The following is an 18967-nucleotide window of genomic DNA, read 5'->3' as shown; positions in this document are numbered from 1 at the left end:
GGGCCTCGTGCGTTGGCCATCCCCGTCGCCCGCCGTGACATTCCGTTTGGGTTTTCGGACCGTCAACCGGAAGACTGCCCCCGTGACGTCCCGTATCCCGCGCGACTCCAGGCTTCGACTCGTCCGCCCGCGACCCCTGGCCGCCGCCCCCAGAGCAGTGAACCAGCGGCGCCCTCGCCGCCCCGCACCGCGCCCCCCGGAGGGCACTCCGGCACCGGCGGAGCTGGCCAGAATGGCACGCTCCGGTCTGGCCGGCGCGGCCCGCGTCGCCCGCTGGGCCGACTCCGCCCTCGGCCCCGGCCGCGAGGGTGCGACCGCCGACGGCAAGGCCACCCTCTCCGACGCGACCGCCGAACGGGCGGCGCGCGAACTGGGCCTGAGCCCGGCTCAGGTCCGGGCCGACTGGGACACCGCCCGCCTCGCGGGCCTCGTCGAGGTGCACGGCGACAACGCCCGCCCCGGCTGGCGGCTGCGCGCCTGGAACCGTGACGACAGCGCCGTGCTGCGCGGCTGGGTCGCCCTCTTCGACGCCTGGTCGCTCGCCTACCCCGAGCCCGAGGACCACGAGCCGGCCGCCGTCGCCGAGGTCGTCTCGGCCATGCCGCAGGTGCTCTCCTTCCTCCAACTGTCCGCCGGGCCCGTGCCCGTGGAACAGCTCCTCGACCTCCTCCAGCAGCGGGTCACCGAACTGCGCACCGAGCGCTGCGAGGTCGTCTACGGCCCGCAGCCCGAGCCGGCCCGGCCCCGACCCGCCGGACCCGCGGCGCCCGACGCGCCCCTCGCCCCGCTCCTCGACTGGGCCCTGCGCGCCCTGGCCTCCGTCGGCGCCCTCACCTACGGCCACGGACAGGCCACGCTCACCCCGCTCGGCAGCTGGGCCGTGTGGGTGAAGCTGGAGCAGATCTGCGTCGCCGCCCAGAGCCCCGCCGGGAACATCGAGCAGTCCGCCGAGGACATGCTGCGCGGCTGCGCCCAGCTCCGCCCCAACGCGGCCCGCGCCGAGTACCGCGCCTGGCTCGCCGCCCGCCCCGTCGGCAGCGCCGTCACCGAACTGCTGGAGGCGGCCCGGGGCGAGGACGCCCTGCTGCGCGGCCTCGCCTTCGAGGCGCTGCGCGTGGTCGGCGCCCCCGCTGAGCCCGACGTGCGGGCCGTGCTGGACGAGCCGACGCTCAGGCCGTACGCCCTGCTGTGGCTGGCCGAGCACGACGGCATCGACCCGGAGGACGCCCACGAGGTGCTCACCCGCGAGGAGGCCACGTGGCTGTGGGTGGACACCGCGGCCGCCGTCGCCGACCACGGCGAGTCCTCCATGCTCGTGCGGCACCTGGAGTCCGCGGTGCAGCCGACCGTCCCCGCGCTCCTCGACGAGGTGCGCGCCGTCGGGCACCCGCGCACCGTGCAGGTCCTGGTCGCACTCGCCGCGGCCCACCCCGACCCGGCCCTGGCCAAGGCCGTGCGCCGCGCCGCGTTCCAGGTCCACACCGGCGGCAGCTAGGACCCGTCGCGTGCGTCACGCCGCAGACCCGTGGCCTGACCGGGCCCCCGCCACCCCTGCCGCGCTGTCAGCCCGCCGTCTCGGGGGCGTACGTGCCGAAGCTCCAGACGTTGCCCTCCAGGTCGCGGGCCATGTAGTCCCGCGAGCCGTAGTCCTGGTCCGTCGGGGGCATCAGGATCTCCACGCCGTGCTCCAGGGCGCGTCGGTGGTGTGCGTCGACGTCGTCCACGACGACGTACACCCCGCCGGGGCCCGCGTCCTTCATCGCCGTGTCGAACACGCCGCCGCGGCCCTTGGAGCCGATCATCACCGCGCCGTTGCCCTGCGTCAGCTCCGCGTGCAGCACCTTTCCGTCCTCGCCCTCGTACACCGACAGCTCCGTGAAGCCGAGGGCCTCCGTCAGCTGCCGGATCGCCGCCTTCGCGTCCGCGTACAGCAGCGTGGGGTAGATGCTCGGACGCCCACCGCCCGTACCTGCCATGCCGACTCACTCCCTTGTGACTCGCCGCACGAAATCACTGCCCGGACTCTCAGCCGGATTCGCGGCCCGGGACCGCCGGAGAACAGCCGTACCCCGGCCCGCAGCCCAGTCTCGCACCGGCCACCGACGACGGCCCCCGGACCGTCCGCGCCGTACCGGCGTGGGGCACGTCACATGGGGCGCTCGGCGGCGAACGGCCCGGACACCCCGCCCGAACACCCGAACGCAGAAAAAGTGGTTGCAGGGCCCCGCTAGACTGGCTTCATGGCCATTCTCCTCGCGCATTAGACGGCGGGAACGTCCTCAGCCGCCAACCCGCCCCCACCTTCGCCCAGGAGTCTGACCAGTGATCTCCGCCTCCGGCATCGAGCTGCGCGCCGGTGCTCGCGTGCTCATCGAAAACGCCACCTTCCGCGTCGCCAAGGGCGACCGCATCGGCCTGGTCGGCCGCAACGGCGCGGGGAAGACCACGCTCACCAAGTGCCTGGCCGGTGAGGGCATCCCCGCCGCCGGCACCATCACCCGCTCCGGCGAGGTCGGCTACCTCCCGCAGGACCCCCGCACCGGCGACCTCGACATCCTCGCCCGCGACCGCATCCTGTCGGCGCGCGGCCTCGACGTCCTGATCCGCAAGATGCGCGAGAACGAGCAGCGGATCGCCAACGGCCAGGGCGCCACCCGCGAGAAGGCGCTCAGGCAGTACGAGCGCCAGGAGACCGAGTTCCTCACCAAGGGCGGGTACGCCGCCGAGGCCGAGGCCGCCACCATCGCCGCCGCGCTGAACCTGCCCGACCGTGTGCTCGGCCAGCCCCTGCACACGCTCTCCGGCGGTCAGCGCCGTCGTATCGAGCTGGCCCGCATCCTGTTCTCCGACGCGGACACGCTGCTGCTCGACGAGCCGACCAACCACCTCGACGCCGACTCGATCGTCTGGCTGCGCGACTACCTCAAGACCTACCGCGGCGGCTTCATCGTCATCTCCCACGACGTCGACCTGGTCGAGACGGTCGTCAACAAGGTGTTCTACCTGGACGCCAACCGGGCCACGATCGACGTCTACAACATGGGCTGGAAGCTGTACCAGCAGCAGCGCGAGGCCGACGAGAAGCGCCGCAGGCGCGAGCGCGCGAACGCCGAGAAGAAGGCCGCCGCGCTCAACGCCCAGGCCGACAAGATGCGCGCCAAGGCCACCAAGACGGTCGCCGCGCAGAACATGGCCCGTCGCGCCGAGAAGCTGCTGTCCGGTCTCGAAGAGGTCCGGATGTCCGACAAGGTCGCCAAGCTCCGCTTCCCCGAGCCCGCGCCCTGCGGCAAGACCCCCCTGATGGCCGAGGGCCTGTCGAAGTCGTACGGCTCGCTGGAGATCTTCACCGACGTCGACCTGGCCATCGACAAGGGCTCCCGGGTCGTCATCCTCGGCCTCAACGGCGCCGGCAAGACCACGCTGCTCCGGCTCCTCGCCGGCGTCGAGCAGCCGGACACCGGCATGGTCGTCCCCGGCCACGGCCTCAAGCTCGGCTACTACGCCCAGGAGCACGAGACCCTCGACGCCGACCGCACGGTGCTGGAGAACATGCGCTCCGCCGCGCCCGACATGGACCTCGTCGAGGTCCGCAAGGTGCTCGGCTCGTTCCTGTTCTCCGGCGACGACGTCGACAAGCCCGCCGGTGTCCTGTCCGGCGGCGAGAAGACCCGTCTCGCGCTCGCGACCCTGGTCGTCTCCTCGGCGAACGTGCTGCTCCTGGACGAGCCGACCAACAACCTCGACCCGGCCAGCCGGGAGGAGATCCTCGGCGCACTGCGCACCTACAAGGGCGCGGTCGTCCTCGTCACCCACGACGAGGGCGCCGTCGAGGCGCTCCAGCCGGAGCGGATCATCCTGCTGCCGGACGGCGTCGAGGACCTCTGGGGCGCCGACTACGCCGATCTCGTCGCCCTCGCTTGATCGAAAGGGTGATCCACAGCGTATGGATCATTCGGCCCATCGGTGATCCACCATCTGTGTGAGATCTCCTCGTACCGAGGTGTGTCCTACATCGATTTCGCGGCCGAGCCCCCGATTCTCCGGGGCTCGGCCGTCGCGCCTTTCTGACCTGGCCTTTCCCGGAACAACCCGTTCGGCCGTACGGACGCCGATGTTCGGAATGTGCTGTTCCGATTGTGGGGACTCGCTCCCGTCGTCAAAACCTTCTCTCACGGACCTTGCCGAATGGGTGGCCATGAAGCCCCGGAGGGGTGATCATGAGGAGACCAGAGCGCACTTCCCATGAGGAGGCACGGGTGGCCGAGACTCTGAAGAAGGGCAGCCGGGTGACCGGCGCCGCGCGCGACAAGCTCGCGGCAGACCTGAAGAAGAAGTACGACGCCGGTGCGAGCATCCGGGCGTTGGCCGAGGAGACCGGCCGCTCGTATGGCTTCGTGCACCGCATGCTCAGCGAGTCGGGCGTCACGCTCCGAGGGCGTGGCGGGGCGACGCGGGGCAAGAAGGCCACATCGGCCTGACCCCGGGTGGCCCCTCGGCTTCGATGGTGGCCACCCGGTCGGCCGACTGACCGGCCGGGTGGTTACTGTGCAGTCACTTAACCGTGCCGTCGTACGGCGTCATCGTCGTCGCGCGGCACGGAAGACGACCGCACCCATCGGAGGCGCCCCATGGCTTCGCCCGCCCAGGACCTCGGTCCGGTACTCGACAAGGACGGCGTACGGCTCACCGTCGACGATGCGATCGCCACGGTGACGCTGACCAACCCGGCCAAGCGCAACGCGCAGAGCCCCGCTCTGTGGCGGGCGCTGACCGAGGCCGGGCGGCTGCTGCCGGGCTCCGTCCGGGTCGTGGTGCTGCGGGCCGAGGGCAAGTCCTTCTCGGCCGGGCTCGACCGGCAGGCGTTCACGCCCGAGGGCTTCGACGGCGAGCCGTCGTTCATCGACCTCGCACGGGGCGGCGACGCCGAGCTGGACGCGACCATCGCCGAGTACCAGGAGGCGTTCACCTGGTGGCGGCGCAGCGACGTCGTGTCGATCGCCGCGGTCCAGGGGCATGCCATCGGAGCGGGGTTCCAGCTCGCTCTCGCCTGTGACCTGCGCGTCGTCGCGGACGACGTGCAGTTCGCCATGCGCGAGACCAGCCTGGGGCTCGTGCCCGACCTGACCGGCACGCACCCCCTGGTGGGGCTGGTCGGATACGCCCGCGCGCTGGAGATCTGCGTGACCGGGCGGTTCGTCACGGCCGAGGAGGCCGTCAGCACGGGGCTCGCGAACGTCGCCGTGCCCGTGGACCAGCTCGAGGGCACGGTCGGGGACCTGGCGTCGGCGATCCTGGCCGCGCCCCGGGACGCGGTCATCGAGACCAAGGCGCTGCTGCGCGGTGCCCAGGACCGTACGTACGAGGACCAGCGGACGGCCGAACGGGCCGCTCAGGCACGCCGGCTGCGTGACCTCGCCGGCCTCGGCGAATGAGGCCGTGCAGGGGCCGGGCCGTCTCCCTCAGCTGACCGACGTCACCAGGACCGCCACCGTCGGGCGGTCCGCCAGCGCGTCCGGCACCGCCGCGCGCACCGCACGGACCACGTCCAGGGGCCGGTGGTCCGCGTGCACGGCGATCTCCAGCCGGACGTGACGGCGCGGCAGGGCGCTGCCCTCTCTGGCCTCCTCGATGTGCACGGCCCTGCCCAGGCCCCCCAGGGTGCCCGTCAGACGGGCCACGCCCGGCACCGCCAGAGCGGCCGCGGCCGCGCGACCCGCGTCGGTGTCGGGCGCTTCGGCTTCCGCCGCCCGCGGTGGCTCCGGTGGTCCCGCGGCGGCGGGCTCGCCGTTCCCCGCCTCGTCGCCCTCGCCCGCCGTATCGGCCGCGTCGTCCAGCAGCGCGGTCACCCGCAGGTCCACCTCCGCCACCGTGAGGCCGAGGCGTTCCGTCGCCGCCGTCGCCAGGGCTGTCCGCAGCACGGCGGCCGTGGCCGGCAGGGGCTCCGCGGCCGTCGCAGCGAAGTCCGCCGTCAGGCGCAGGGGTCCGGGCGGCAGGGCGCTGGGCGGCGGTGGGACGGCCGGGTCCTGAATGTCCCGCGGGTCGGCGAGCGTGACGCGGAGCGTGCCGAGGCGCACGCCCGGCACGTCCCGCGCCGCGCGCCGCACCACCGCCTCCGCCGCCCGCTCCGTGATCCACGCGCCGTCGTGCGGGCCGCCCAGCGGGAGGAACCTGCCGAGGCCCAGCTGCTGTCGTACCGCCTGCGTCCACCGGTCAGCCGTCGTCATTCCTCCAGCCTGCCGCATTCCTGGCGCGCGGCCACGCAACCGTGCTTACGGTGGTTTCAGGACGACGACCGAAAAGGACGTACGGCGATGACTGAGACGACGGAGCAGAACCGGGGTCCGGAGGTCGAGACCCCAGGCAGGAGCCAGGTGACCAGGCGCGGTGGCGGAGACCCGGGTGGCCGGGGCCGGACGACCATCGCGGACGGCGTCGTGGAGAAGATCGCCGGGCTGGCGGCACGCGACGTGGACGGTGTGCACGCCATGGGCAGCGGCATCTCGCGGACCTTCGGGGCCGTGCGCGACCGGGTGCCCGGCGGGGACAAGTCGGTGACGCGGGGCGTCAAGGCCGAGGTCGGTGAGGTGCAGGCCGCACTCGACCTGGAGATCGTCGTGGAGTACGGCGTGTCGATCTCCGATCTCGCCCGCGACGTGCGCGAGAACGTGATCACCGCGGTGGAGCGGATGACCGGCCTCGAAGTCGTCGAGGTCAACATCGCGGTGAGCGACGTGAAGCTGCCGGAGGAAGAGGAAGAGGAAGAGGAACCGGAGCGGCGGATCCAGTGAGGCACCGGAGATCCCCGTGATCCCCCCCCGAATGCAGCGGCCGGGGAGTTCCTGGGCCGCTGGGCCGCTGGGCCGCTGGGCCGCTGAGGAACTGAGGAGCGCACCATGAGCATGGCCGTGGCCGGCATGATCGCCGGCATGGCGCTGGGCTTCGCCGGATACTTCGGCGGATTCGGAGCCTTTCTGCTGGTGGCGGCGCTGGGCGCCGTCGGCCTCGTCGTCGGCCGGTTCCTGGAAGGGGACATGGACTTCGGCGACTTCTTCCGGCCCCGTGACGAACGGCGGCGGTGACGTCCGTGAGCACGGGGACCGGTGAGCTCGGAAGGTCCCTCGCGACCGTTCCGCCGGGCGAGCGGGGCGCCACCCGGATCGCCGACCGGGTGGTGTCGAAGATCGCTTCCCAGGCGGCGCGCGAGGCGGTCGGGCCGTTGCCGCCGGACGCCGCGCCCCCGCACGCCACCGTCGTCGTCCACCACGACATCGCACGTGTCCGGGTCCACCTGGAACTGGACTACCCCACCGACATCGGCGGCCGGTGCGGGCACGTGCGTGGTCAAGTCGTCGAGCGGGTGGGCGCGTTGACGGGCATGGAGGTGCCGGAGGTCGTCGTCCAGGTCGAGCGGCTGCACCTGGCGGCGGCGTACGGCGCGGCACAGGGGAGGGTGCGATGAGCGAGCCCCGGGACACCGGACCGTCCGACGGCACCACGCAGCGGCTGCCGGTCCTTGAGAAGACCGAACCGGCACCGTCCGGCCCGCCCGCGGGCCGCGAACCCCCGCCTCCGCTCGACGACGGGCACGGCCGCGCCGGCCGTTTCTGGTCCGCGCGCCGTATCCCGGCGGGCCTCGTCGCGCTGCTGCTCCTCGCCCTGGCCGGTCTCTTCCTGTACGACATCGCCGCCGTACGCGCCGACCGGCCCGTCATGCGCTGGCGCCGCGCACTGGCCCGGGAGCTGGCCGAACGCTCCCTGGACGACATCTGGGTGCTGGTGGGCGCCGGTGTCGCCGCCGCCCTCGGACTGTGGCTGCTCCTCCTGGCGGTCACACCCGGCCTGCGCGCCCTCCTGCCCATGCACCGCTCCCACACCGACGTACGCGCCGGACTGCACCGAAACGCCGCCGCCCTGGTGTTGCGGGACCGGGCCGTGGAGGTGGCCGGCGTGCAGTCGGCCCGGGTGCGGGTGGGCCGCCGCAAGGCCGACGTCCGCGCGGTCTCGCACTTCCGTGAACTGGACGACGTACGGACCGATCTGGACGCCACGCTCGCGGACGCGGTCCGGGGACTGGGCCTGGCCCGGCCGCCAGCGCTGTCGGTGCGCGTCCGCAGGCCCGGCCGGAAGGGGTGAGCCAGGTGCTCAGAGCCGTCAACCGCGTACTGCTCGCACTGGTGGGCCTGGTCCTGCTCGCCCTCGGCGGTTCCGTCCTGGCCGTCGGGCTCGGCGCGCAGGCGCCCTCCTGGTGGATCCACGACGATCGGCACGACGTGCTGCTCACCGAGGCGGAGCGGACCCGGTGGCGGGACGCCGGCTGGTGGTGGCCGGTCGTCCTCGCCGTCCTCGCCGTTCTCGTGCTGCTCGCCCTGTGGTGGCTGGTCGCGGTCCTGCGCCGCCACCGGCTCGCCGAGGTCCTCGTCGACACCGGCGACGGCGAGGGGGCACTGCTGCGGGGACGGGCCCTGGAGGGCGTACTCGTCGACGAGGCGGGGGAGTTGAACGGTGTGGCACGCGCCCACGCCCATCTGACCGGGCGGCGCAGCGCCCCCGAGGCCCACGTACGGCTGTCGATGGAGCCGCACGTGGATCCCGGCACGGCTCTGCACGACCTCACGACAGGGGCGCTGGCCCACGCGAGGGACTCGGCGGGCCTCGCCTCGCTCCCGGCGGAGGTACGGCTACGAGCCGTCCGGCACCGCCCGGAGCGGGTCAGCTGACCCGCACGGAAGCCGTACGCGCACGCCGAACGTGGTTGGCCGTACTCGGAAGCCGTACTCGGTGGCCGAAGGCGGGGCCGGCCTCAGAAGCCGTGCCGTGCTCCGCCGTCCACAGGCACCATCACCCCGGTCAGATAGGAAGCCGCCGGAGACAGCAGGAACGCGGCCACGCGCCCGAACTCCTCCGTGGCCCCGTACCTGCGCAGCGGAATACGGGACTCGGCGGCGGCCCGAGTCGCCTCCGGATCCGCGGACAGGGCGTCCAGCTCCCGCACCCGGTCCGTGTCGATCCGGCCGGGGAGCACCCCGACGACCCGGATGCCCCGCGGCCCCAGCTCGTCGGAGAGGGACTTCGCGAACCCGGCGAGGCCGGGCCGCAGCCCGTTGGAGATCGTCAGCCCGGGGATCGGCTCGTGCACCGACCCGGACAGCACGAAACCGATCACCCCGCCCGGCTCCAACTCGGCCGACGCCGCGCGGGCGATCCGCACCGCGCCGAGGAACACCGACTCGAACGCCGTCTGCCACTGCTCGTCCGTGGTGTCGGCGACGAAGCCCGGCGGCGGCCCGCCGACGCTGACGAGGACGCCGTGGAAGCCGCCGAAACGCTCCCGGGCGCTAGCGATCAGCCGTGCGGGAGCCTCCACGTCCGCGTTGTCCACGGCCACGCCGACCGCGTTCGGCCCCAGTTCGGCGGCGGCGTCGGAGACCCGGTCCTCGTCCCGCCCCGTGACGACCACCTTCGCGCCGTCGGCGACCAGCTCGCGCGCGGCGGCGTTGCCCAGTCCACGCGTGGCTCCGGTGACGACGTACACCCGGTCCTTCAGTCCAAGATCCATGGCCCCTATCCTGCCCCGTCCGCACCGAACAGGGCCAGGGCGGTGTTCACCAGGCCGATGTGACTGAACGCCTGAGGGAAGTTGCCGAGCTGGCGGGCGGCCACGGGGTCGTACTCCTCGGCCAGCAGCCCCACGTCGTTGGCGAGCCCCACCAGCCGTTCGAACAGCTGCCGGGCCTCCTGCGTACGGCCCGTCATGTGTAGGGCGTCCGCGAGCCAGAACGAGCACACCAGGAAGGTGCCCTCGCTGCCCGGCAGGCCGTCGACGGCCGTGTCGTCCAAGCTGTAGCGGTGCAGGAGTCCGCCGTGCTCCAGCTCCTTGCGGACCGCGTCGATGGTGCCGAGCACCCGCGGATCGTCGGGCGGCAGGAAGCCCACGCGCGGGATGAGCAGCAGCGCGGCGTCGAGCTCGCGCGAACCGTAGGACTGCGTGAAGGTGTTGCGCTCGGGGTCGTAGCCGTTCTCGCACACCTCGCGGTGCACCTCGTCGCGCATCGCGCGCCAGCCGTCCAGGTCGCCGTCCAGCTCGGGGTGGGTCTCCAAGGTGTGCACGGCCCGGTCGGCGGCCACCCACACCATCACCTTCGAGTGCACGAACTGGCGCCGCCCGCCGCGCACCTCCCACAGCCCCTCGTCGGGCTGCCGCCAGGCCGTCCGCAGGAAGTCCATCAGGGCGCACTGCACGGCCCACACGTCCGGCTGGGCCGACAGGCCCGAACTGCGCGCCAGCGACAGGGAGTCCATGACCTCGCCGTACACGTCCAGCTGGAGCTGGTTGACGGCGTCGTTGCCGATGCGCACGGGCGTCGACTCGGCGTAACCCGACAGCCACGGCAGCTCGTGCTCGGGCAGCCGCCGCTCGCCCGCCAGCCCGTACATGATCTGCAGGTCCGCCGGATCGCCGGCGACCGCGCGCAGCAGCCAGTTCCGCCAGGCCTCGGCCTCCTCCTGGTAGCCGGCCGCCAGCAGCGCGCCCAGGGTGAGGGTGGAGTCGCGCAGCCAGCAGTAGCGGTAGTCCCAGTTGCGTACCCCGCCCGGCTCCTCGGGCAGCGAGGTGGTGGGGGCGGCCACGATGCCGCCGGTCGGGGCGTAGGTGAGCGCCTTGAGGGTGATCAGGGAGCGCACCACGGCGTCCCGGTGGGGCCCGTCGTAGCGGCAGCGGGACGTCCAGGTGCGCCAGTCGTCGACGCTGTGGCGGAGGGAGTCGTACGGGTCGACGAGCGGCGGGCGGGGCTCGTGGGAGGGGTGCCACGTCAGCACGAACGCGACCTTGTCGCCCTCCCCGACCGTGAACTCCGCGTGGGTGCCGAAGTCCTCGCCCCAGGTGCGCACCTCCGGCTCGCTGCGCAGCCACGCCGAGTCCGGGCCGGCCACGGCCACCCGGTGACCGTCGGCCCTGCGCACCCACGGCACGATCGAGCCGTAGTCGAAGCGCAGCCGCAGCGCACTGTGGACGGTCACCTCGCCACGCAGGCCCTCCACGATGCGTACGACGTCGGGGGCGCGATCGCGTTGCGGCATCAGGTCGGTGACCCGCACCGCCCCCTCGTCGGTCTCCCAGACGGTGTCCAGGACGAGGGTGTCGCGGCGGTAGGCCCGCCGGGAGCACCGCTCGGCTCCCTTCGGGGCGATGCGCCAGTAGCCGTTGTCCTCGTCGCCGAGCAGCTTCGCGAAGCAGGCGGCCGAGTCGAAGCGGGGCAGGCACAGCCAGTCGATGGAGCCGTCCTTGCCCACCAGGGCCGTGGTCTGCTCGTCGCCGATCAGTGCGTAGTCCTCGATGCGGGGGTGCACGCAGTGCGGGTTCCCGGCAACTCGGCGTGGCAATCAGAGGAGAAGCCGGGGGAGTGACGCACCCGCGGCGACCGGGGCGCCGGAGCCGGAGAAGATGACGCCCGGGTCCGACGGGGCCTGGTTGAGCACCCACAGGCCGATCAGCGTGGCCAAGGTGAACACGACGGCGATCAGCACGGCGAGCACGAGGCGCCGCCGGCGCTCACGGCGCAGCCACGCGCCGCGTGCCGTGCGGTAGGCGTCGGGGGCGGGGAGCACCCCGCCGGCCAGGGCTTGCAGGGCCTCGCGCAGTTCGCGTTCGGTGCGGCCGTGGTCCGTGCGGTCGGAACTGGTGTCGTTCATCGCCGGGCCTCCATCACCTGGGTCAGGGCGGCGATGCCGCGTGCCGTGTGTGTCTTGACGGAACCGCAGGAGATGCCCATCGCCGCCGCGATCTCGCTCTCCTTCAGCCCGAGCCAGTGCCGCAGCACCAGGGCCTCGCGCTGCCGAACCGGCAGCTGCTGGAGCGCGTCGATCAGTACCCGCTGGTCGTCGCGGAGCAGCGCGGTGTTCTCGGCCGAGGCGACCGTCTCGTCCGGCGGGGCCGGCGGGTTCTCCTCGTGTCTGCGGGCGACCTGGAGGTGGCGTATGCGCATCCGCGTCAGATTGCACACCGTGGAGCGCAGATAGGCCTCCGCCGCGGCCACGTCCTTCAGCCGCCGCCACCGGCGGTAGATCTGGTAGTACGCCTCCGCCACGACGTTCTCGGGGTCGTCGGCGCCGAGCAGGACGGCCAGACGCAGCATCGAGGAGTAGTGCAGCTCGAACAGCCGGGCGACGCCGGCCTCCCGTTCCAGGTCGGCCGGGTCGCCGACCGCGGGCGTGAGCGGCTCGGCCGGGTACGCCTCCGCCGGGGCGGCGGGCGCGGGCGCGTACGCCTCCGCCGGGGCGGCGGGGGGTGGGACCGGCGGCAGGGTGGCCGGGGTGCGCTGTCTGCGTCTCACGGGTTCGCTCCCGTCTGCGGGCGTCGCCTGACGGTCAGGCGGGACGGCAGGTCGGTCGTGTCGGCGCCGCGCGGGACGCCGAGTCGTTCGAGGAGGGCGGTGCCGGCCACCGCGACGGCCAGGTTGAGCAGCAGGGCCGCGAGCCCCGCGTAGATCTCCACCGGCCCGGTGCCGGTGCCGAGCGGCACGATCGAGGAGAACCCCTCGCGCACCACCAGCCAGGTCCCGGCCGCCATGCCCACGCCCCACCCGGCGAGCAGCGCTCTCGGGTGCAGCCGCCCGGTGAACAGCCCGAGCGCCACGGCCGGGAAGATCTGCAGGATCCACACGCCGCCGAGCAGTTGCAGGTTGATGGCGTCCTGGTCGCGCAGCCCGAACACGAACGCCACGGCCCCCGCCTTCGCGGTGAGCGAGACCGCCTTGGCGATGCGCACCTGCCGCTTGGGCGTGGCCGTCGGATGGACGTACTCGACGTACACGTTCCGTACGAAGCTCGTCGCCGCCGCGATGGACATCACCGCCGCCGGGACCAGGGCGCCGACCGCGATCGCGGCGAACACCAGCCCCGCCAGCGGCGCCGGCATCAGCCGGTCGACCAGCATCGGCACGGCGGCCTCGGCGCCGCCCTCGGGGGCCCGGACGCCCGCCGCGAGCGCGGCCACGCCGAGGAACCCGAAGAGCGCGAGCAGCGCCGTCCAGGCGGGCAGCGCCACGGACACCTTGCGCAGCGTGCGCGGCCCGTCGGCGGCGAAACCGGCGGTCAGCACGTGCGGGTACATCAGCAGCGCGAGCGCGGAACCGAGAGCGAGGGTGGCGTACGCGGGCTGCTGCTCGGGTGTCAGCAGCAGCGCCGGGCCGCCCAGCCGTCGTTGCGCGCCCTGGAAGACCGGGCCCGGGCCGCCGAACCGATCCAGGACCAGCCAGGTCACGGCGGTCAGTGACACGAACACCGCGACCGCCTTCAGCGCGGAGATCACCGCGGGCGCCCGCAACCCGTGCCGGTAGGTGGCCACCGCGAGCCCCGCGAACAGTGCCACCATCACCAGGTCCCCGGCCGCGCCGCGCGGATAGACGCCCCCGGCCGTGAGCACCGCCCGTATCCCGAGCAGCTGGAGCGCCAGGTACGGCATCGTCGCGAGGATTCCGGTCAGCGCGACCACCAGCGCCAGCGGCGGCGAGCCGTACCGGCCGCGCACGAAGTCGGCGGCGGTGACGTAGCCATGCCGGCGGGCCACCGTCCACAGCCGGCTCAGCAGCACGAAGGCGAGCGGGCAGACGATGACGGTGTACGGCACCGCGAAGAAGGCGGGCGCGCCGTTGCCGTAGGCCAGTCCCGGCACGGCGGTGAAGGTGTACGCGGTGAAGATCGTGCCGCCGAGCAGCAGCCAGGTCCATCCCGGGCCGAGGCCGCGGTCGGCCAGCGCCCACCCCTCCAGGGACGGCAGCCGGTCGGTGGGCCGCAGCCGCCGCGCGGTGACGGCGAGCAGTGACGCCCCGCCGATCACGGCGAGGAACGTCGCGGTCATGGCGCCGTCAGCCATGGGTCACCGTCCTTGGTGTGCCTGTGCTCTCCCGTGTTGGTTGCGCGGACGGCCCGTCCGGAGGACACGGAACCGGCGGGAAATCTTCTCGGAACTTCGTGTCAACCACTTCCGGCGGGAGCGCAACTCTTGCACAGACCGACAGTGATCGGGAGAGGTGCGCAGGTCACGGGAGAGCGCTCGCACCGACCCCCCTCCGTGCTGTCGCACACCACCGCCACGGTGAGGAGCCGCCATGCCCGTGTCAGCCCTGCCCGAATCCGGCCTTCCCGCGCCCGGAAAATCCCGGATGTCCCCTAGATCGATCCTGCTGTGGGTCGCCGTCTCCCTGCTCGGCGCGGTCGCCTGGGGCGTCCTCGCCCTCGCCCGCGGGGAGCGGATCTCCGCGGTCTGGCTGGTCGTCGCCGCGCTCGGTTCGTACGCCATCGCCTACCGCTTCTACTCGCGCTTCATCGCGCGCCGCGTGCTCCGGCCCGACGACCGCCGGGCCACCCCGGCCGAGCGCCTGGAGGACGGTGTCGACTTCCACCCCACCGACCGACGGGTGCTGCTCGGCCACCACTTCGCCGCGATCGCCGGCGCCGGCCCGCTGGTCGGTCCGGTCCTCGCGGCGCAGATGGGATACCTGCCCGGCACGCTGTGGATCGTGGCCGGCGTGATCTTCGCGGGTGCGGTGCAGGACATGGTCGTGCTGTTCCTGTCGATGCGGCGGGACGGCAGGTCGCTCGGGCAGCTGGCGCGTGACGAGATCGGCCGGGTGGGCGGGGCCGCCGCCCTGATCGCCGTGTTCGCCATCATGATCATCCTGCTGGCCGTGCTCGCGCTGGTCGTCGTCAACGCCCTCGCGCACTCCCCCTGGGGCACCTTCTCGGTCGCGATGACCATCCCCATCGCCCTGTTCATGGGCTTCTGGTTGCATGTGATCCGCCCCGGCAGGGTCGTGGAGACCAGCCTGATCGGCGTGGTCCTGCTGCTCCTCGCCATCGCCGGCGGCAGCTGGATCCAGGACTCCTCGCTGGCCGACGCCTTCACCCTGAGCCCCACCACGCTCGTGCTGTGCCTGGTCGGATACGGCTTCGTCGCCTCCGTCCTGCCGGTGTGGATGCTGCTCGCGCCGCGCGACTACCTGTCCACGTTCATGAAGATCGGCACCATCGCGCTCCTGGCGGTCGGCGTCCTGGTGGCCGCGCCCGTGCTGCGGGCGGACGCGGTGAGCGACTTCGCCTCGTCCGGCGCCGGACCCGTCTTCGCCGGGTCGCTGTTCCCCTTCCTGTTCATCACCATCGCCTGCGGCGCGCTGTCCGGCTTCCACGCGCTGGTCTCCTCCGGCACCACTCCCAAGCTGATCCAGAAGGAGTCCCAGGTCCGGATGATCGGCTACGGCGCCATGCTGATGGAGTCGTTCGTCGCCGTCATGGCCCTGATCGCGGCGGCGACCCTGGAGCCGGGCCTGTACTACGCCATGAACGCCCCCGCGGGCCTGCTCGGCACGACCGCCGAGTCGGCGTCCCATGCGGTGGCGAACCTCGGCTTCACCATCACGCCCGAGCAGCTCACGCAGGCCGCGAAGGCGGTGGAGGAACAGACCCTGATCGCCCGCACCGGCGGCGCGCCCACGCTGGCCGTCGGCATGTCGGAGATCTTCTCCGGGGTCTTCGGCGGCACCGCGATGAAGGCCTTCTGGTACCACTTCGCGATCATGTTCGAGGCGTTGTTCATCCTGACGACGGTCGACGCGGGCACCCGGGTCGGCCGCTTCATGCTCCAGGACATGCTCGGCAACGTCTGCAAGCCGCTCGGCCGGGTCACCTGGAAGCCCGGCATCTGGCTGTGCAGCGCCCTGGTCGTCGGGGCCTGGGGCTACTTCCTCTACGTCGGCGCCACCGACCCGCTCGGCGGGATCAACCAGCTCTTCCCGCTCTTCGGCATCGCCAACCAGCTGCTGGCCGCCATCGCCCTCGCCGTCTGCACCACGGTCCTGATCAAGTCCGGGCGGCTGCGCTGGGCCTGGGTCACCGGCGTCCCGCTCGCCTGGGTGGTCGCGGTCACTTTCACCGCGAGCTGGCAGAAGATCTTCTCCGCCGACCCGAAGATCGGCTTCTTCGCCCAGCGCGACCGGTACGCCGAGGCCCTGGACGCCGGCCAGGTCCTGCCACCCGCCAAGACGCTCGACGACATGCACACCGTGGTCACCAACTCCACCGTCGACGGCGTGCTCATCGCGCTGTTCGTGCTGCTGGTCGCCGTGGTGATCGGCAACGCGGCGGTGGTGTGCGTCCGCGCCGTCCGTTCGCCCGTACCGCTCCCCACGACCGAGGCGCCCTACGTCGAGTCCCGCATCGCGGGGGCGGGCGAGTCCGCCGAGCCCCTGGTGGGGGCCCGCTCATGACGGCCCCGCGCCAGGCGCGGGCGGTGCACCGGTGCCCGCGCAGGCGGGGGTGGCAGGTGCACCGGCACCTGCGCGCGTGGGCGGGGGCGGTGCGCTGGTACCTGCGTGAGCTGACCGGCGAGGCGGAGTACGACCGCTACTGCGAGCACCAGCGGCGCCGGCACCCGCTCGCGCCCCTGCCGACCAGACGGGAGTACCAGGTGCTGCGCACACGGCACCGGGAGAGCCATCCGCAAGGGCGCTGCTGCTGACGGGGCCCGCGGCGGGCGGTGCGGCGGCCGGTGCCGCGAGCGGCCAAACCGGCCGGCGGTCACACCGCCGCCGGCTCGGCCTCCGTCGCCGTGGTCTTCTTCGCGGCCGCCTCCGCCCGCTCCCGGGCCTCGCGGCGGGCCAGGATCACCCAGCCGACCGGGACGGCCGCGGCGAACAGCCACCACTGGACGGCGTACGCGTAGTTCAGCGCGGCGTCCTCCTTGCCGGGGTCGCCGAGCAGCTCCGGGGTGCCGCCCTTCGGCTCGGGCGCCGTCTGCGCGATGTAGCCGCCGAGCACCGGGGCGTCCAGCCGCCGGGCCTCCTGAGCGCTGTTGATCAGCATGATCTGCCGGTCCGGCAGGTCCTTGAGGTCCTTGATGCCGCTCGTCGCGGTCGTCTCGTCGGGCATCAGCCGGCCGGTGACGGTGATTTCGCCGCGGGGCGGTGCGGGGACCTTCGGGTACGTGGTCTGGCTCGTACGGTCCCCGGGGATCCAGCCCCGGTTGACGAGCAGGACCTTGCCGTCGGTGAGGACGAACGGGGTCAGGACGTGGTAGCCGACCTCGTCGTCGGAGTTGGTGCGGCGGCGGACGACCACCTCGTCATCGGGGTCGAAGCGCCCCTTGGCCGTCACGGTGCGGTACCGCTCGTCGCTGGTGATGGCGTGCCCGGGGGAGGTCAGCCGCTCCACCGGCACCGGCTCGGCGGCCAGCGCCTCGGTGACCAGCCGGTTGCGGGCGGTGCGCTCCTCGTAGCGGTGCATCTGCCAGATGCCCAGTCTGATCATCGTGGGGATGAGCAGGAGGGCGATCAGCGTGAGGATCACCCATTGGCGGGACAGCAGGAAGCGGTACACCCCACGACCGTACAACTCGGTCGTGGGGTGCATTCGGGCGGGTACCGGTCTCACACCTTGTCGACGATCCCCACCTTCCCCTCGGCCCGGGCGCAGTGCGCGCCGCAGTACCAGTGGCCGTCGGCCTCGACTCCCTGGCCGATGATCTGCACCCGGCAGTGCTCGCAGATCGGTGCCATGCGGTGGATAGCGCAGGCGAAGCAGTCGAAGACGTGCACCGACCCCTGCGCGTGCACCTCGAAGGTCATTCCGTACTGATTGCCACATACCTCACAGGTCGCCATGCGCCACAGCGTGAGCCGTCGGCCTGGCGCGGGCGAGCGGCCTCCGGGCGAGTCGCCCGCCAATCACCCGTCCGTACGGTCACTCCGACGCGGCCGCGGTCACTCGGCCGCCGCCGGTTCCACGTCCGCGAGGAGCTGCCCGAACGCCGCCTCGTCCACGATCGGCGTCCCGAACTGCCGGGCCTTGACCACCTTGGACGTGCCCGAGTCCGGGTCGTTGGTGACCAGGAGACTGGTCAGCCGGGACAGGCTGGTGGCCACGTGCAGTCCGGCCTCGGTGGCCCGGTCCTCCAGCAGTTCACGCTCGACGGACGTGTCACCGGAGAAGGCGACCCGCATGCCCTGCTTGAGACGTTTGCCCACCTCGTACCGGCCGGGGTTGGGATAGGGGCATGCGGGCCTTTTGCGCGACGGGCGCCAACTGCCCGGCCGGTGACCGCCGTACCCCGCCTGCTGTCCGATCCGGGGCGCCGGCCGGTCGTTCCACTCCGTCAGCGGCCGGCACTCGTGCAGCGGCAGCCGTACGCCGCCCGCCGCCGCGGCCCGCAGGCTGGGCCGGAACGCCTCGGCGAGCACGCGGGCGTCGTCCAGCGCGTGGTGCGCCCGCCGCTGGACGACGCCGAAGTGGGCCGCCAGCGTCTCCAGTTTGTGGTTGGGCAGCGGCAGACCCAGTTCCTTGGACAGCGCGATGGTGCACAGCCGTTGCCGCACGGGCGCCTCGCGCTGGGCACGCGCGTACTCCCGGGCGATCATCTGCCAGTCGAAGACGGCGTTGTGCGCGACGAGCACCCGGCCGTCGAGCCGGGCCGCGAACTCGTCGGCGATGTCCCCGAACAGGGGAGCCCCGTCGAGCATCTCGCTCGTCAGACCGTGGATCCACACCGGCCCCGGATCGCGCTCCGGGTTGACCGTCGTGTACCAGTGGTCCTCGACCTCGCCGCGCGCGTCCAGCCGGTAGACGGCCGCGGAGATGATGCGGTCGTTCCGGGCCAGCCCCGTGGTCTCCACGTCAACGACCGCGTATCCCTGCGGATACGCGGCCGGCCACGAGGTGGGGGAGGGCGCTGCGGTCGTGAGGTCTTCGAGCATGGTCCCTGAGGATACGGGCCGCGACTGACAGTGCGGTCCGTCAGGTCCGTGGGAGCCGCGCGGTGCTCACGTCCCGTCAGACGGGTGCCGGTCCGGCGCGGGGCGGTGCGGTTCCCCGGCCGACCGAGCCCCTGCGCCCGCCGGCCTGCCCCCCCCGCAGCGGACACGTGGCACCGGGCGGCGGCGGATTGGCGGAGATCGCCAAGAAGCAAGCGCGTACCGCCGGT

21 protein-coding genes are annotated in these 18967 nt (G+C 72.9%); 11 read left to right on the top strand and 10 right to left on the bottom strand.

Going from position 1 to position 18967, the window contains the following annotated elements:
- Nucleotides 1-232: 232 nt before the first annotated feature.
- Nucleotides 233-1495 (top strand): hypothetical protein, encoded by a 1263-nt coding sequence (locus ACFPZJ_RS23165; protein WP_381024834.1) that lies wholly within the window; start codon nucleotides 233-235, stop codon nucleotides 1493-1495.
- A 67-nt stretch (nucleotides 1496-1562) separates the two neighbouring features.
- On the opposite strand, the gene ACFPZJ_RS23160 is transcribed toward ACFPZJ_RS23165, so the two are convergent.
- Complete coding sequence (locus tag ACFPZJ_RS23160) at nucleotides 1563-1976, bottom strand: VOC family protein (protein WP_381024831.1); 414 nt, start codon at nucleotides 1974-1976, stop codon at nucleotides 1563-1565.
- Nucleotides 1977-2322: 346 nt separating this feature from the next.
- On the opposite strand from ACFPZJ_RS23160, the gene abc-f reads away from it, so the two are divergent.
- The 3 genes from abc-f to ACFPZJ_RS23145 all read left to right on the top strand — a co-directional run bounded on the left by abc-f (nucleotide 2323) and on the right by ACFPZJ_RS23145 (nucleotide 5432).
- Complete coding sequence (gene abc-f / locus ACFPZJ_RS23155; protein WP_381024828.1) at nucleotides 2323-3921, top strand: ribosomal protection-like ABC-F family protein; 1599 nt, start codon at nucleotides 2323-2325, stop codon at nucleotides 3919-3921.
- 335 nt (nucleotides 3922-4256) lie between these two features.
- Nucleotides 4257-4478: a helix-turn-helix domain-containing protein gene (locus ACFPZJ_RS23150; protein WP_003976983.1), complete on the top strand. Its 222-nt coding sequence runs from the start codon at nucleotides 4257-4259 to the stop codon at nucleotides 4476-4478.
- A gap of 150 nt (nucleotides 4479-4628) precedes the next feature.
- Nucleotides 4629-5432 (top strand): enoyl-CoA hydratase/isomerase family protein, encoded by an 804-nt coding sequence (locus ACFPZJ_RS23145; protein ID WP_381024825.1) that lies wholly within the window; start codon nucleotides 4629-4631, stop codon nucleotides 5430-5432.
- Between the two features lie 27 nt (nucleotides 5433-5459).
- Here ACFPZJ_RS23145 and ACFPZJ_RS23140 read toward each other — a convergent pair whose 3' ends face one another.
- Nucleotides 5460-6224, bottom strand: coding sequence for a nucleopolyhedrovirus P10 family protein (locus ACFPZJ_RS23140; RefSeq protein WP_381024822.1), 765 nt, complete (start codon nucleotides 6222-6224; stop codon nucleotides 5460-5462).
- An 87-nt stretch (nucleotides 6225-6311) separates the two neighbouring features.
- Here ACFPZJ_RS23140 and ACFPZJ_RS23135 point away from each other — a divergent pair, with 87 nt between their 5' ends.
- The 5 genes from ACFPZJ_RS23135 (at nucleotide 6312) to amaP (ending at nucleotide 8717) form a co-directional block, all read left to right on the top strand.
- On the top strand, nucleotides 6312-6788 hold the full coding sequence (locus tag ACFPZJ_RS23135) for an Asp23/Gls24 family envelope stress response protein (protein ID WP_381024819.1): 477 nt from the start codon (nucleotides 6312-6314) through the stop codon (nucleotides 6786-6788).
- Nucleotides 6789-6893: 105 nt separating this feature from the next.
- A complete protein-coding gene (locus tag ACFPZJ_RS23130; protein ID WP_381024817.1) occupies nucleotides 6894-7079 on the top strand; it encodes a hypothetical protein in 186 nt (61 codons plus the stop codon).
- The gene (locus ACFPZJ_RS23125) at nucleotides 7076-7459 is read left to right on the top strand and encodes an Asp23/Gls24 family envelope stress response protein (protein ID WP_381024815.1); all 384 of its coding nucleotides are present in this window, start codon (nucleotides 7076-7078) and stop codon (nucleotides 7457-7459) included. Before ACFPZJ_RS23130 ends, ACFPZJ_RS23125 begins: the two co-directional genes overlap by 4 nt.
- Entirely contained in the window at nucleotides 7456-8133 is a 678-nt protein-coding gene (locus ACFPZJ_RS23120) for a DUF6286 domain-containing protein (protein WP_381024811.1), read from the top strand. Before ACFPZJ_RS23125 ends, ACFPZJ_RS23120 begins: the two co-directional genes overlap by 4 nt.
- Entirely contained in the window at nucleotides 8130-8717 is a 588-nt protein-coding gene (amaP, locus tag ACFPZJ_RS23115) for an alkaline shock response membrane anchor protein AmaP (RefSeq protein ID WP_381024808.1), read from the top strand. The genes ACFPZJ_RS23120 and amaP overlap by 4 nt, the downstream gene beginning before the upstream one ends.
- Before the next feature lie 83 nt (nucleotides 8718-8800).
- Here the strand turns inward: amaP and ACFPZJ_RS23110 are convergent, their stop codons facing one another.
- The 5 genes from ACFPZJ_RS23110 to ACFPZJ_RS23090 are packed head-to-tail and all read right to left on the bottom strand — an operon-like array spanning nucleotide 8801 to nucleotide 13870.
- Entirely contained in the window at nucleotides 8801-9556 is a 756-nt protein-coding gene (locus tag ACFPZJ_RS23110; protein WP_381024806.1) for an SDR family oxidoreductase, read from the bottom strand.
- A 5-nt stretch (nucleotides 9557-9561) separates the two neighbouring features.
- The gene (locus ACFPZJ_RS23105) at nucleotides 9562-11346 is read right to left on the bottom strand and encodes a glycoside hydrolase family 15 protein (RefSeq protein ID WP_381024803.1); all 1785 of its coding nucleotides are present in this window, start codon (nucleotides 11344-11346) and stop codon (nucleotides 9562-9564) included.
- 33 nt (nucleotides 11347-11379) lie between these two features.
- Nucleotides 11380-11688, bottom strand: coding sequence for a hypothetical protein (locus ACFPZJ_RS23100; protein ID WP_381024800.1), 309 nt, complete (start codon nucleotides 11686-11688; stop codon nucleotides 11380-11382).
- Nucleotides 11685-12329: a sigma-70 family RNA polymerase sigma factor gene (locus tag ACFPZJ_RS23095; RefSeq protein WP_381024797.1), complete on the bottom strand. Its 645-nt coding sequence runs from the start codon at nucleotides 12327-12329 to the stop codon at nucleotides 11685-11687. Before ACFPZJ_RS23095 ends, ACFPZJ_RS23100 begins: the two co-directional genes overlap by 4 nt.
- The gene (locus ACFPZJ_RS23090; RefSeq protein ID WP_381024795.1) at nucleotides 12326-13870 is read right to left on the bottom strand and encodes a sodium:solute symporter family protein; all 1545 of its coding nucleotides are present in this window, start codon (nucleotides 13868-13870) and stop codon (nucleotides 12326-12328) included. Before ACFPZJ_RS23090 ends, ACFPZJ_RS23095 begins: the two co-directional genes overlap by 4 nt.
- Before the next feature lie 235 nt (nucleotides 13871-14105).
- Between ACFPZJ_RS23090 and ACFPZJ_RS23085 the strand changes: the two genes are divergently transcribed.
- Both ACFPZJ_RS23085 and ACFPZJ_RS23080 read left to right on the top strand, forming a co-directional pair.
- Complete coding sequence (locus tag ACFPZJ_RS23085) at nucleotides 14106-16259, top strand: carbon starvation CstA family protein (protein ID WP_381024792.1); 2154 nt, start codon at nucleotides 14106-14108, stop codon at nucleotides 16257-16259.
- On the top strand, nucleotides 16256-16510 hold the full coding sequence (locus tag ACFPZJ_RS23080) for a YbdD/YjiX family protein (RefSeq protein WP_381024790.1): 255 nt from the start codon (nucleotides 16256-16258) through the stop codon (nucleotides 16508-16510). Before ACFPZJ_RS23085 ends, ACFPZJ_RS23080 begins: the two co-directional genes overlap by 4 nt.
- Nucleotides 16511-16569: 59 nt before the next feature.
- Here the strand turns inward: ACFPZJ_RS23080 and ACFPZJ_RS23075 are convergent, their stop codons facing one another.
- From ACFPZJ_RS23075 to ACFPZJ_RS23065, 3 genes are all read right to left on the bottom strand, one after another.
- A complete protein-coding gene (locus ACFPZJ_RS23075; RefSeq protein ID WP_381024787.1) occupies nucleotides 16570-17367 on the bottom strand; it encodes an SURF1 family cytochrome oxidase biogenesis protein in 798 nt (265 codons plus the stop codon).
- A gap of 50 nt (nucleotides 17368-17417) precedes the next feature.
- Entirely contained in the window at nucleotides 17418-17651 is a 234-nt protein-coding gene (locus tag ACFPZJ_RS23070; RefSeq protein ID WP_381024784.1) for a hypothetical protein, read from the bottom strand.
- 99 nt (nucleotides 17652-17750) lie between these two features.
- The gene (locus ACFPZJ_RS23065) at nucleotides 17751-18740 is read right to left on the bottom strand and encodes a DEDDh family exonuclease (protein WP_381024781.1); all 990 of its coding nucleotides are present in this window, start codon (nucleotides 18738-18740) and stop codon (nucleotides 17751-17753) included.
- Nucleotides 18741-18967: the final 227 nt, after the last annotated feature.

This window comes from Streptomyces bullii (assembly GCF_042657145.1).
GTDB classification, from domain to species: domain Bacteria; phylum Actinomycetota; class Actinomycetes; order Streptomycetales; family Streptomycetaceae; genus Streptomyces; species Streptomyces bullii.
This window is presented reverse-complemented; position numbering and strand designations above follow the sequence as displayed.

Excerpts from the sequence above, each read along its gene's own strand:
- ACFPZJ_RS23165 (WP_381024834.1), top strand. The coding sequence starts at position 233 with ATGGCACGCTCCGGTCTGGCCGGCGCGGCCCGCGTCGCCCGCTGGGCC.
- ACFPZJ_RS23160 (WP_381024831.1), bottom strand. The coding sequence starts at position 1,976 with ATGGCAGGTACGGGCGGTGGGCGTCCGAGCATCTACCCCACGCTGCTG.
- ACFPZJ_RS23145 (WP_381024825.1), top strand. The coding sequence starts at position 4,629 with ATGGCTTCGCCCGCCCAGGACCTCGGTCCGGTACTCGACAAGGACGGC.
- ACFPZJ_RS23140 (WP_381024822.1), bottom strand. The coding sequence starts at position 6,224 with ATGACGACGGCTGACCGGTGGACGCAGGCGGTACGACAGCAGCTGGGC.
- ACFPZJ_RS23135 (WP_381024819.1), top strand. The coding sequence starts at position 6,312 with ATGACTGAGACGACGGAGCAGAACCGGGGTCCGGAGGTCGAGACCCCA.
- ACFPZJ_RS23130 (WP_381024817.1), top strand. The coding sequence starts at position 6,894 with ATGAGCATGGCCGTGGCCGGCATGATCGCCGGCATGGCGCTGGGCTTC.
- ACFPZJ_RS23120 (WP_381024811.1), top strand. The coding sequence starts at position 7,456 with ATGAGCGAGCCCCGGGACACCGGACCGTCCGACGGCACCACGCAGCGG.
- ACFPZJ_RS23110 (WP_381024806.1), bottom strand. The coding sequence starts at position 9,556 with ATGGATCTTGGACTGAAGGACCGGGTGTACGTCGTCACCGGAGCCACG.
- ACFPZJ_RS23100 (WP_381024800.1), bottom strand. The coding sequence starts at position 11,688 with ATGAACGACACCAGTTCCGACCGCACGGACCACGGCCGCACCGAACGC.
- ACFPZJ_RS23090 (WP_381024795.1), bottom strand. The coding sequence starts at position 13,870 with ATGGCTGACGGCGCCATGACCGCGACGTTCCTCGCCGTGATCGGCGGG.
- ACFPZJ_RS23085 (WP_381024792.1), top strand. The coding sequence starts at position 14,106 with ATGCCCGTGTCAGCCCTGCCCGAATCCGGCCTTCCCGCGCCCGGAAAA.
- ACFPZJ_RS23080 (WP_381024790.1), top strand. The coding sequence starts at position 16,256 with ATGACGGCCCCGCGCCAGGCGCGGGCGGTGCACCGGTGCCCGCGCAGG.
- ACFPZJ_RS23070 (WP_381024784.1), bottom strand. The coding sequence starts at position 17,651 with ATGGCGACCTGTGAGGTATGTGGCAATCAGTACGGAATGACCTTCGAG.
- ACFPZJ_RS23065 (WP_381024781.1), bottom strand. The coding sequence starts at position 18,740 with ATGCTCGAAGACCTCACGACCGCAGCGCCCTCCCCCACCTCGTGGCCG.